The sequence below is a fragment of the Kitasatospora sp. A2-31 genome (assembly GCF_022288725.1).
In the GTDB taxonomy this organism is placed as follows: domain Bacteria; phylum Actinomycetota; class Actinomycetes; order Streptomycetales; family Streptomycetaceae; genus Kitasatospora.
Map to the genome: position 1 here is coordinate 396,287 of NZ_JAKNTA010000002.1, position 12,050 is coordinate 408,336.

The window sequence follows — 12,050 nt, forward strand, 5'->3', positions numbered from 1 at the left end:
CAACCGTGTGTCGGAGCGGGTGCTCCCCGGGAACGGCCGTGATGGCGTGGCGCCGCAGCTGTAGTGGTGCCGGGCCGGTTCGGTGACGGCCCTTCGGGGGAGCCCGGGCGGATGGCTCCGCCCGTTCACTTCCATGGGATTACTCCTTGTCTGTCTTCTCCTCCTCCCTGCTGCGGTCGTCGGTGGCCTCCCGGCTGCGGGCGGCCGGGTGCGTCTTCGCCGAGGACGAGGCGCGCATCCTGCTCGCCGCCGCGGCCACGCCCGCCGAACTCGCCGCGATGGTCCGTTCCCGCGCGGTCGGGCGTCCACTGGAGCACGTGGTCGGCTGGGCCGAGTTCGCCGGTCTGCGGATCGCCGTCGACCCGGGGGTCTTCGTACCGCGGCGCCGCAGTGAGTTCCTGGTCCGGACCGCGGCCGGGCTGACGCCCGGGCTGACGCCCGGGGGCGCCCTGGTCGTCGATCTCTGCTGCGGCAGCGGTGCCTTGGCCGCCGCGCTGGCGGCGCAGGTCGGGCACCCGGTCGAGGTGTACGCCTCGGACGTCGACGCCGCCGCCGTCGACTGCGCCCGCCGCAACCTGGCCGGCATCGGCGGACGGGTCCTGCGGAGCGACCTCTTCGCGGAGCTGCCCGCCGAACTGCGCGGCCGGGTGCACGTGCTGCTGGCCAACGTGCCCTACGTGCCCACGGCGGACATCGCGCTGCTCCCGGCCGAGGCCCGGCTGCACGAGGCGCTGCCAGCGCTCGACGGCGGTGCGGACGGCCTGGACGTGCTGCGCCGGGTGGCCGGAGAGGCGCCGCAGTGGCTGGCGCCGGGGGGATCGCTGCTGTTCGAGACCAGCGAGCGCCAGGCGCCCGAGGCGCTCGCCGTCGTGGCGGCGGCCGGGCTGGACGCCGCCCTGTCCTCGTGCGAGGACCTCGACGCGACCGTGGTGACGGCGACCCTGCGGTGACGCCGCAGTCCTCCCGGGCCGCCCGCGGGAAGCGGTGGCCCGGGAGCCCCGCGGGGCCGTCGGAAGCCTCCGGCCCGGCGCCCGCGCCCGGTGCGGATTCCGGTTGCCGCGCCGGTCGCGTGCGTGGTGGAGTACGGGCAATGGATATTGATCATGACAAGCTGCTCGCCCTCCTCGACGCCCGGATGCGCCGCGGCGCCGCGCCCGAGACCCCCGCCGCCCGGATCGAGCACGTTCCGGGTGTGGTGCGCCAGAGCGGGCCGGAGAGCGTCTGGAACGGCGTGCTCTGGTCGGACCTCGACGCCGGCGCCGCCGACGGGGTGATCGCCGAGCAGGTGCGCCACTACACCGAGCTGGGCCAGGACTTCGAGTGGACGCTCTACGCCCACGACCGCCCGGCCGACCTCGGCGCGCGCCTGGTGGCCGCGGGCTTCACCCCGGACGAGCCGGAGACCCTGATGGTCGCCGAAGTGGCCGGTCTCGTCCGTCGGACGGCGGGCACCGGGACGCCGGGCATCGAGTTGCGCGAGGTGACCGACGAGGCCGGCGTGGCCCGGGTGGTCGCGGTGCACGAGCAGGCGTTCGGCACGGACGGCACCCGCCTGGGGCGCCGCATCCTGGCCCAGCTGGCGCAGTGCCCGGACACCTTCAAGGTCCACCTCGCCGTCGCGCACGAGGACGGTCGCGAGATCCCGGTGAGCGCGGCCCGGATGGAGTTGCACCCCGGTACGGGCTTCGTCGGCCTCTGGGGCGGCGGAACGGTGGCCGGCTGGCGCGGCCGAGGCGTCTACCGCAGCCTGGTCGCCCACCGGGCCCGGATCGCCGCCGACCTCGGCTACGAGTACCTGAGGGTGGACGCCTCCGGCCAGAGCCGCCCCATCCTGGAGCGGCTGGGCTTCGCCGTCCTCAGCACCATGACGCCCTACCAGTACGACCTGGCCCGGGCGCAGCGCTGACCAAGCGCCCCCGGCGGCCGTGACCCGACGGGACGGGCGCCGCCGGGCGCCGCCCGCGCGGCCCTGGCGCCGGCCCTCGCCGCGCCCGCCCGCCCGCCACCCCCGGAACCGCGGCGTCGACCCCGGTTGCGTCAGGACCCGGCCGGGCCCGGTGACCGGTCGTCACCGAGCCCGGCCGAACGGGAGGAGCATCGCCGAGCGCGCTCAGAGCAACGGGAGCCGTCGGGCGAAGGCGTCGGGGGCGCCGTTGGTGTCCGGCGCGACCAGCGTGCCGTCCTCCGAGGTGAACAGCGCCGTGGTACCGAGCGCGTCGATGAACGGCTGGTAGGACGAGCCCGCCGTCTGCGCTCCGTCCGAGGAGACGCTGACCCGCTCGGTGCGGCCCGTCCACAGGTCGTGGCGGAAGACGTCCTCCACCAGGTTGGTGTCGTCGGCCACCAGGTTGTCGGCGGACGACGTGAAGTAGACCCAGCGGTTGCCGGCCGCCATCACGGCGTCGTACGAGGAGCCGGTGAGTGCGGCGCCGCCGAGGCCCGTGCCGATCGGGCGGACGGTGCCCTGGCGCAGGTCGCGGAGGAAGACCTGGAAGTGCCTGCCGAGGCCGCCCTCCGGCTGCGCCGGGTCCGTCACGGGCAGCGAGAACAGCGCGTAGCGGGCGTCCGGGCCGATCGAGCCGCCGGCGGCGCCGTGCAGCGCGCCGTCGGTGCCGATGCTCCCGCCGCTGGTCCGCCCGGTCCGCAGGTCGTGGAGGTAGAACGGGTACTGGCGCGGCTTGAGGATGTCGGCGCGTGCTCCGGTCGGCGCCGCGACGCCCGGCCCGGTGCCCGGCCCGGTGCCCGGCCCGGTGGCCGACCGGCCGGCCCCGGACGGCACGCCCGGACGGTGGTCGGGGACCGCGTCCTCGGCGGCGGCCTCCGCGGCGCTCGGCTGCGCGAAGGCCGGCTCCGGTACCGCGCGCGGGATCACGTCCTGCGGCGCGGTCGTCCGCGGAGCCGCCGACCGCGGGGCGGGGGCCGGCGTGCCGCCGCCGTCCGGCGGCAGGAGGTTGGTGGCCTTCGAGATGAACCCGACGGTGCTGCCGTCCGCGCTGATCACCGGCTCGGCGGAGGGGCGGTCGGCCGGCGTGCCGTTCGCGCCGACGGTGATCAGCCGGGTGGTGCCGTGCCAGCGGTCGGTGACGAAGATGTTGGCGAGGCCGGCTGTGCCCTCCGGCACCAGGTCGGTCCGGGTGGAGGCGAAGGCGACGTAGCGGCCGTCCAGGCTCACGGACGGGCGGTAGGAATTGCGGTCCGTCTGGTCCCGGGTCGGATCACCGGTGGTCAGCCGCTCGGTGCGGCCGGTCCAACGGTCGCGCACGTAGAGGTCCTCGGTGCCGTTGGTGTCGCCGGCGACCAGCGCGGCGGTCGAGGTGAAGACGACGTAGCGCCCGTTGCCGCTGATCGCGCCGTCGTAGGAGCCGGAGGCGCCCTGGGAACCGTCCTCGGCCAGGCTGACCCGCTCGACCCGGCCGGTCCAGGTGTCCCGCACGAACACGTCCGTCTGGCCGTTGGTGTCGCCCGGCACCAGGTTGGTGGCGTTCGAGCTGAACACGGCGTACCGGCCGTCGGCGCTCAGCCCGTTGGCCCAGGAGGCGCCGTCGGGTTGCGCGCCGGCCGGGCCGGCGCTCACCCGGCTGGTGGACGCCCAGGGCGACCGGGCCGGGCCGGCCGCGGCGGGCGCCGCCGTCCCGGCCAGCGCGACCGCCACCAGTACGGCGACGACCGCGGTCGCCCTCCGGCGCCCCGGTGCCCGGCCCCGGCCGGGCCCTGCGGCCGGGGCTGACGCAACGTCATGGCGCCGGCCCTCGAAACCCGTCGGTGAACTCGCCATCGGGTGGTCCCCTCCTTCGATCACGCCGTCGCCGCGCGGCTCCGCGCCGCGTCCGCGCGGCCCGCCCCCCGGCGGCCGGCTCCGGGGTGTGGTGTCACGCCCCTGGGGCGAGCCAACCGCCCGTCCTGCCTCGCGGTCAACGTCCGGTCTCGGAGAGTGACGACATCGCGCCAAGAATCCCGCGGCGGGCACGGCGGTCCTCCCCGGTGGCCGTCCGGTCGAGGGGAGGAGGCTCGTCGGCGCAACCGCGGGGCCGGGATCAGCCCAGATCGCGGATGGCGGCCAGCACGTCCAGGCCGAGCTGGGGGTCCGCGTCCTCGGGCAGGCTGACCGACACCCGGGTGGCCAGGCCGGCGTAGCGGCGGTGGATCTCCCGGGCGACCTCCTCGACCGTCCCGGCCACGGCGAAGGTGTCGAACACCCGGTCGTCGACCAGCGCGGCCATCTCCTCCCACCGGCCGCGCACCGACAGCGGGTGCAGCTCCTCCTGGAGGTCCTCCCAGCCGTGCTGGGCGAGCACCGGCCGGTAGGCGGGGGTGGACGCGTAGAAGGCGAGCCGCTCCCGTACCTTGGCGAGGTTGGCCCCCAGCTCTTCCTCGGTGCGGCCGGTCGCGGTGAGCACGCTGCCGGCGATCTCGAAGGGCCGGTCGGTCCAGGCGGCTCCCTCGGCCTCGGCGCGCCCGCGCGCCTCGGTCAGCCGCGGCAGCACCTGCTCGGCCAGGTAGGCGACGGAGGTGAACGGGTGGCTCAGGAAGCCGTCCGCCACCTCGCCGGCCGTGCGGACCATCAGCGGGCCGACCCCCGCCAGCAGGATCCGGGGGACGCCGGCCGGGACCGGGTCGGGCGAGAAGACCGGGGTCATCACCGTGTGGGTGTAGAAGTCGCCGCGGAACCGCAGCCGCTCGCCGGTCTGCCAGCTCCGCCAGATCGCGCGCACCGCGTGGACGTACTCGTGCATCCGCGCCGCCGGCCGGTCCCAGGGCATCCCGAACCGCTTCTCGATGTGAGGCTTCACCTGCGAGCCGAGGCCGATGACGGCCCGTCCGCCGGAGGCCGCGTGCAGACCCCAGGCCTGGTAGGCCAGCGTCATCGGGGTCCGGGCGAGGGCGACGGCGACTCCGGTGGCCAGTTCGACGCTGCTGGTCCGGTCGGCGGCGCGGGCGAGCTGCAGGAACGGGTCGTAGGCGGTCTCGGAGACCACCAGCCGGTCCATGCCGCGGCGTTCCGCCTGCTCGGCGGCGTCGAGGATGCCCGCCGGGTGTCCGGAGGCGATGGCGTCGAGGCGGAGGGCGGCGGTCGGGCGGTCCAAGGTGTCGGCTCCTCGTGGGGTGGAACGGGTGCGCCCCAGCCTCCCACGCCGGGTACGGCCCCCCGCGCCGCCGCCGTCAGCCGGCGCCGTCAGCCTGCGCCCGGGCCGTCGGTGCGCGGGCCGTCGCCGCCTTCCCTGTGGCCGCCTTGCGCGTCGCCGCCCTCGGCGCCGCCGCCGTTCGCGCGGCCCTCTCCGCCGACCGGCGTCGCGAGCAGCAGGCCGGCCCGCGCGGAGTGCGCGGCGACGGCCGCCGCGCGGTCCGCGACGGCCTCGGTCAGTGGCTCACCGGTGATGAACATGCGGTAGTAGAAGGCGCCGGACATGGTGCGGACGACCTCCAGCCGGCAGGTGTCGGGCGGGACCTCGCCCCGCTCGATCGCCCGGTCGACCAGTTCGGCGGTGGTGGCGAGGCGCTGCCGGAAGAAGGCGCTGAGCGCCTCGCGCGCCTCGGGGTGGTGGACGGCGGTGGCGACGATGGCGCGGAACATCGTCATGTCGGGTTCGGTCCGCATCAGTTCCAGCAGGCGCCGGGCGACCAGCCGCAGGTCCTCGTCGAGCGATCCGGTGTCGGGCAGCGGCACGCGGGTGGTGGAGAGGTCGGCGAGCAGATCGACGACCAGGCCGGGGAGGTCCCGCCACCGGGCGTAGACGGTGGTCTTGGCGACGCCCGCCCTCCGGGCGACCTTCTCCACCGTGACCTGGGCGAAGCCGGTGTCGACCAGCTCCTCCCGGACGGCCGCCAGCACGGCGGCCCGGGTCCGGGCGGTCCGGCCGCCGGGCCGTCGGGTGCCCGGCCGGTCGTCCGGCCGGTCCGCCCCCGGGCCGGCCGGGGGAGCTTCCGCGGTTCCTTCCGAGAGTCCTACCGGGACCTGAGACAAACTGAACTCCTGTTGTGTTTGGGGCCTGCGCCCTGTCATCATCGCGCTAACCCAACTCGGGTCCACTTTAGGGGGAGTGTCTTCATGGCTGATCCAGCCGCCAACGAACCGTCGCCCGCCGCCGTCCGGCCGCTGCCGCTGCTGCCGGCCGTCCGCCACCGCTTCGCCGACGTCGGCGGCCTGCGGGTCTTCTACCGCGAGGCCGGCCCGGCGGACGCGCCCGTGCTCCTGCTGCTGCACGGGTTCCCGTCCGCCTCGCACCAGTTCCGCCGGCTCTTCGACGTGCTCGGCACCCGCTACCGACTGGTCGCGCCGGACTACCCCGGCTTCGGGCACAGCGACAGCCCGGCGCCCGGCGAGTTCGACTACCGCTTCGACACCCTCGCCGACGTCGCCGAGGGCTTCTGCAAGGCCCTCGGTCTGGACCGGTTCGCGCTCTACGTCTTCGACTTCGGCGCCCCGGTGGGCCTGCGGCTGGCCACCCGTCACCCGGAGTGGATCACCGGCCTCGTGGTCCAGAACGGCAACGCCTACGAGGAGGGGCTCTCCGACCTCGCGCGGGAGTTCATCGCCAACCGGCACGGCGTGGAGGGAGCGGCCGACCGGGTCCGCGCGATCCTCACCCCGGAGGTGACCCGCAGCCAATACGAGGGCGGAACCGCCGACCCGGAGCTGGTCGCCCCCGACGGCTGGACGCTGGACCAGCACTTCCTCGACCTGCCGGGCCGGGGGGACATCCAGGTCGAGCTGGCCCTCGACTACCACTCCAACCTCGCGCTCTACCCGGCCTGGCAGGAGTGGCTGCGCACCCACCGGCCGCCGGCGCTGATCGTCTGGGGCCGCAACGACGCCTTCTTCACCGAGTCCGGGGCCCGCGCGTACCTGCGCGACCTGCCCGACGCGGAGCTGCACGTCTTCGACACCGGCCACTTCGCGCTGGAGGAGAAGCTGCCGGAGATCGCCCCGCTGATCGACGCCTTCCTCGCCCGCGGCCGGGACTGACCGCACGTCGGCGGCCGCCGGTTGCGCGGCCGCCGGCGAAACCACCGGGCCGTCCGGCCGCCCACGGCCACCGCACCGGCACCACACCGGCACCGCGCCGGCATCACCACCACCGAGGGGGAATCCACATGTCCAACGAGCCCGCCGCCGGACTCCGCGGCGTCACCGTCGCCATCGCCTACCACGGCCGCTTCGGCCACACCGCCCGCCAGGCCGAGGCCGTCCGCCGGGGCGCCGCGTCCGTTCCCGGCACCGACGCCCGGCTGATCGCCGTCGACACCGTCACGGAGGAGGACTGGGAGGCGCTCGACGGCGCGGACGCGATCGTCTTCGGCTCCGCCACCTACCTGGGCGACGTCTCGGCCGCCTTCCGGACCTTCGCCGAATCCACCAGCAAGCGCTGGGCGGCCCAGGCCTGGCAGGACAAGCTGGCCGCCGGCTTCGTCAACTCCGGTGCGATGAGCGGGGACAAGCTCAACGCCCTGCAGTCGCTGTCGGTCTTCGCGGCCCAGCACGGCATGACCTGGGTCAGCCTGGGCCTGCTGCCGGGGTGGAACCGCAGCACCGGCACCGCCCAGGACCTCAACCGGCTCGGGTTCTGGCTCGGTGCGGCCGCCCAGTCGAACGGCGACCAGGGGCCGGAGGAGATGAACCCCGCCGACCTGGCCACGGCCGAGCACCTGGGCCGTCGGGTCGCCGAGCAGGCCCGGCGTCTGGCCGCCGCCGACGCCGCGCTCGCCGCGGCCTGACGGCGTTCGCCGCAGGCCGGTCCCGCGGCGGACCCTGTCCCCGCCCCGGCCGGAATACCGGTCGGGGCGGGGCGGGTTGGAGGTGGCGAGACCGTACGCCCCCCGGCGCTGCGGGCGGGGGCCGGTCCCGTCGCCTGCCGTGGCCGGGCCTGAGACAGGACCCCGGATGACCAACGACACCGCCGCCGGCACCGACCGCTCGTTCCTCTTCGTCCTGGCCAGCTCCCGCTCGGACGGCAACACCGAGTTCCTCGCGCGCGCCGCCGCGGAGCAGCTGCCGCCCGGCATATCCCGGCGCTGGGTGGACCTGAACCGGATCCCGCTGGCCGACTTCCAGGACGGCCGGCACGACGAGGGCACCTGGCCGGCCGGGGAGGGCGAGGAGGAACTGCTGGCGGCCACGCTGGCGGCGACCGACGTCGTGATCGTCTCGCCGCTCTACTGGTACACGGTGTCGGCCCAGGCCAAGCGCTACCTCGACCACTGGTCGCGCTGGCTGCGCGTGCCCGGCGCGGACTTCAGGGCCCGGATGGCAGGCCGGACGCTCTGGGGTGTGACGGTCATGGCCCACGCCGAGGAGGAGGTCGCCGACGGGTTGGTGACCACCCTCAACAACTCCGCGGCCTACATGCGGATGCGGTTCGGCGGTGTGCTGTTCGGCAACGGCTCCGCCCCCGGCCAGGTGCGCGACGACGCGCGGGGCCTGGAGCGCGCGAAGACCTTCTTCCACCGCGACGCCCCGCTCGCCCGTTTCCCCTACGAGCCGGCGGTCGACGCCCACTAGCGGCGACAGCGCGACCTGGGCGCGGCCGGCGCGCTGCCTAGGAGTCTCCTGAAGATCTTGGTTTGGGCGCCCGGTTCGCCCCAGATTGCCGGTAAATGTCAATCAGGTCGAACTGGTGCAAGTCAGGCACGTTTTCAAGATCTTCATCAGACTCCTAGACGGGCTGCTCCCCAGTGCCCTCCGGGGGAGGGACGACGACCACCGGGCAGTGCGCGTGGTGGAGCAGGCCGTGCGGGACGGAGCCGAGCCGCATGCCGGTGAACCCGCCGTGGCCGCGCCGCCCCACCACGACCGCCAGGGCCTGCTCGGAGGCCTTGGCGAGCTCCTCCACCGGGTGCCCGGGGACGGTCTGGTGGCTGAGCGTCTGCGCCGGATGGTCGGCGGCCCGCGCGGCCAGGGCCTCGGCGAGCACCCGGTCGAGCTCGGCCAGGTGCCGTTCCCGGTCGCCGGAGTGCAGCAGCGGTGGGTTCCACACCTGGACGACCCGCAACCGCGCACCACGTCGGGCGGCCAGGTCGGCGGCGACGTCGAGGGCCGCCCGGGACTCCGGGCTCGCGTCGAAGCCGGCCACCACGAACGGTCGGTCGGTCGTGCCGTGGCCGGACTCGCGGACGACCACCACCGGGCAGTCGCTCTGGGCGGCAAGCGGCACCGCGACCGAGTAGGAGCTCAGCAGCTCCTCCAGCCGGCTCATCCGCCGCGAGCCGAGGACGACCAGCTCGGCGTGCCGGGACTCCTCGCAGAGCGCCGGCGCCGGGTGGTCGTCGGCGAGAACGGCGGCCGCATCCACCTCCGGCCGACGGTCGCGGACCAGCGCCAGCGCCTTGGCCAGCGCCTCGTCGCCCCGCTCGCGCAGCCTGCGGTGGCGGTGGCTCTCGTCGAAGCCCCGCAGATTCGCCTCCATCGGCTCCACGGCGTGCACCAGCCGCAGCGGCAGCCCGCGCATCCCGGCCTCGTCGGCGGCCCAGACGACCGCGGCCGATTCGGGCGCGGTCGCGTCCACGCCCAGGACGACGGGACGTCGCCCACCGTCGGCTGCCATGGGCCCTCCAGCTGGACTCGGGACTCGGCGGCCGGAACTCCGCTGCCACCGCTCCGCCTTCCACCGTAGGACTCCGGACGGGCATCGCAACGCCGGCGGAGTGTCGCTCCGCGAGGCCGCTGCGCGGCGCCCGGCGAGTTCGCGGACCGTGCGCCCCGCGACCCGCCACGGGTCACCCCCGTTGCGGGCGGGGCGCCGCCGCCAGAAGATCGAAAGGAGGCGTCCCCCATCCGCACCCCACGGGCCGGGGGAGGCCAGGCACGTCCAGGGTTGGAGGCCCAGCATGCCGTCACCGCCCCGCCGCGGCCCGGCCGGCGACCCCGGGCTTCCACCGGACCCGAGGGACCCGGGCGCGAGGGAGCCGGGCCTGACGGAGCCGGGTCCGAACGAGCCGGACCTGACGGAGCCCGACCCGAGGGAGGCGCCGGACCCGATCCGGACGAACACCATCCCGACCGGGACGACGAACCCGCCGGGGACGGACCGGAGCGAGACGGACCGGGGCGAGCCGGACGGGAGCGAGCCGGACCCGACCGCGCCGGACCCGCTGCAGCCGGACCCGATGGAGACGGTGCTCGCCACCCGCCTGCGCCTACCGCCGGTCCCCCCGACGTTCGTCCGCCGTCCCCGGCTGGCCGACCCCCTCACCGAAGGACTGCCGCACCACCCCCTGACCCTGGTCACCGGACCCGCCGGCGCGGGGAAGACCCTGCTGGCCGGCGACTGGGTGCGCACCGGCCGGCTGCCCGGCCCCGTCGCCTGGCTCACCGCCGAGGCCCGCGACAACCTCCCCGGCGCCTTCCGGAGCAGCCTGGTCCGGGCCCTGCACCACGCCGGCGCCGTCCGCGGCGACCAGCTGACCGGACTGATCGGCGCCGCCCCCGCCGACCCGGACCTCCCCGTCCGCCTCGCCGGGATCCTCGCCGTCCGCCCGGACCCCCTCATCCTCGTCCTGGACGCCTGCGAGCAGCTCACCGACCCCGGCCCGGCCGCCGACCTGCACACCCTCTCGCGGCACGCCGGTGCCGGACTGCGACTCGTCCTGCTCAGCCGCACCGAACCGCTCCTCCCGCTGCACCGCTACCGCGCCGCGGACCTCGTCACCGAACTCCGGGCCGCCGACCTCGCGTTCACCTGCGACGAGGCCGCCGTCCTGCTGCGCCACCACGGTCTGCAGCTGTCCCCGGACGGTGTGCGGGCGCTGACCGAACGCACCGAGGGCTGGGCCGCCGGCCTGCGGCTGTCCGCCCTGGCGGCCGAGCACGCGCCGGACCGCGAGCAGTACCTCAAGGAGTTCGAGGCCGGGCACAGCACCATCGCCGACTTCCTGCTCGCCGAAGTCCTCGACACCCAGCCCGCCGCCACCCGCGACCTCCTGCTGCGCACCAGCGTGCTGGAGCGCGTCCACCCAGGCCTGGCCGACGCGCTCACCGGCCGCCGGGACGCCGAGCGGATCCTGGACGAGCTCGCCCAGGCGAACGCCTTCGTCGCCCCCGTCGGCGGCTCCTGGTACCGCCACCACCCTCTGTTCGCGGAGATCCTGCAGGTGCAGCTGCGCGCCCGGCAGCCCGCGCTGCCGGGGGAACTGCACGCGCGGGCCGCCCGCTGGCTGCACGGGGCCGGCCTGCTGGACGAGGCTGTGCGGCAGGCGGCCGCCGCCGAGCAATGGGGCCTCGCTGCCGAGTGGCTGGTGGAGCACCTCGCCATCGGGTCGTTCTTCACCGACCGCGGTCCGGCCGCTCCGGCGGACGTGTTCGCCGCGATGCCGCCCGCCACCGGCGGTGCCGCCGCCGACCTGGTCCGCGCCGCCCGTGCACTGGCCGCCCGCGAGGTCACCGCCGCCCTCGGGCACCTCGCGAGCGCGACCGGCGGCCCGGACCGCCCGGGCACCGACGAGGTCGCCTTCCGCTGCGCCGAGGCATTCCTGCACGCGGTCGCGGCCCGCCTGACCGGAACCGGCGGCGAGCAGGCGGCGGACGCCCTGGAACGCCTCGGCCCGCGCCTGTCGGTCCGGCGCCGGCGCGAGCACCCGGAGTTCCCCGTCCTGCTCGCCACCGCTCTGGCCGCCGTCCGGCTCGGGCAGGGGCGCCCCGCCGCCGCCCGAGCCGCGCTGGAGCCAGTGCTCCGGACGCCGCAGGAGCCGACCCGGCCGGTCCCGCGGTGCGAGGCGCTCGCCCTGCTCGCCGTCGCCGAGCTTTGGGAGGGGGCCACCGGCCGCGCCGAGGAGCACGCCCGGCAGGCGCTGGAGGACGCCGCGGGCCGGGGCGCGCCGGTCGACGCCGGCTGCGCCCTCGCCCACCTGGTCCTCGCCGACACCGCCGCCGAGCGTGACGACCTCGCGGCGGCCCGGCGCAGCCTGCGCCGGGCCGAGGCGGCGGCCGACGGCAGCGCGGACCTCCTGGGGGCCGTGCTGCTCCGGCTCACCCGGGCCCGCCTCGCCCTGCTCCACGGAGATCCGCGCCGGGCGCTGGCGGTGCTGGCGGAGGCGGGCGGCCCCCCCCCGGCGCCGCC

Annotated in this window: 10 protein-coding genes; 6 read left to right on the forward strand and 4 right to left on the reverse strand. The window is 76.1% G+C overall.

Features of this window, described 5'->3' with window-relative positions; genetic code table 11:
* Window positions 1–146: 146 nt before the first annotated feature.
* Together MCM47_RS06550 and MCM47_RS06555 are read left to right on the forward strand one after the other, a co-directional pair.
* Window positions 147–950: a putative protein N(5)-glutamine methyltransferase gene (locus MCM47_RS06550; protein WP_238859406.1), complete on the forward strand. Its 804-nt coding sequence runs from the start codon at window positions 147–149 to the stop codon at window positions 948–950.
* Between the two features lie 146 nt (window positions 951–1,096).
* Complete coding sequence (locus MCM47_RS06555) at window positions 1,097–1,906, forward strand: GNAT family N-acetyltransferase (RefSeq protein ID WP_238860041.1); 810 nt, start codon at window positions 1,097–1,099, stop codon at window positions 1,904–1,906.
* Window positions 1,907–2,110: 204 nt separating this feature from the next.
* On the opposite strand, the gene MCM47_RS06560 is transcribed toward MCM47_RS06555, so the two are convergent.
* The 3 genes from MCM47_RS06560 to MCM47_RS06570 form a co-directional block, all read right to left on the reverse strand.
* Entirely contained in the window at window positions 2,111–3,775 is a 1,665-nt protein-coding gene (locus MCM47_RS06560) for a hypothetical protein (protein WP_238859408.1), read from the reverse strand.
* 259 nt (window positions 3,776–4,034) lie between these two features.
* On the reverse strand, window positions 4,035–5,084 hold the full coding sequence (locus MCM47_RS06565; RefSeq protein WP_238859410.1) for a TIGR03617 family F420-dependent LLM class oxidoreductase: 1,050 nt from the start codon (window positions 5,082–5,084) through the stop codon (window positions 4,035–4,037).
* An 89-nt stretch (window positions 5,085–5,173) separates the two neighbouring features.
* Entirely contained in the window at window positions 5,174–5,830 is a 657-nt protein-coding gene (locus MCM47_RS06570; protein ID WP_238859412.1) for a TetR/AcrR family transcriptional regulator, read from the reverse strand.
* A gap of 216 nt (window positions 5,831–6,046) precedes the next feature.
* Between MCM47_RS06570 and MCM47_RS06575 the strand changes: the two genes are divergently transcribed.
* The 3 genes from MCM47_RS06575 to MCM47_RS06585 all read left to right on the forward strand — a co-directional run bounded on the left by MCM47_RS06575 (window position 6,047) and on the right by MCM47_RS06585 (window position 8,497).
* Window positions 6,047–6,964, forward strand: coding sequence for an alpha/beta fold hydrolase (locus MCM47_RS06575; RefSeq protein WP_238859414.1), 918 nt, complete (start codon window positions 6,047–6,049; stop codon window positions 6,962–6,964).
* A gap of 128 nt (window positions 6,965–7,092) precedes the next feature.
* Window positions 7,093–7,713, forward strand: coding sequence for a flavodoxin family protein (locus MCM47_RS06580; RefSeq protein ID WP_238859416.1), 621 nt, complete (start codon window positions 7,093–7,095; stop codon window positions 7,711–7,713).
* 166 nt (window positions 7,714–7,879) lie between these two features.
* A complete protein-coding gene (locus MCM47_RS06585) occupies window positions 7,880–8,497 on the forward strand; it encodes a flavodoxin family protein (protein WP_238859418.1) in 618 nt (205 codons plus the stop codon).
* A gap of 154 nt (window positions 8,498–8,651) precedes the next feature.
* Here the strand turns inward: MCM47_RS06585 and MCM47_RS06590 are convergent, their stop codons facing one another.
* Complete coding sequence (locus MCM47_RS06590) at window positions 8,652–9,539, reverse strand: universal stress protein (RefSeq protein WP_238859420.1); 888 nt, start codon at window positions 9,537–9,539, stop codon at window positions 8,652–8,654.
* 283 nt (window positions 9,540–9,822) lie between these two features.
* On the opposite strand from MCM47_RS06590, the gene MCM47_RS06595 reads away from it, so the two are divergent.
* On the forward strand, window positions 9,823–12,050 hold a 2,228-nt coding region (locus MCM47_RS06595), incomplete at its 3' end, for a helix-turn-helix transcriptional regulator (RefSeq protein WP_238860064.1).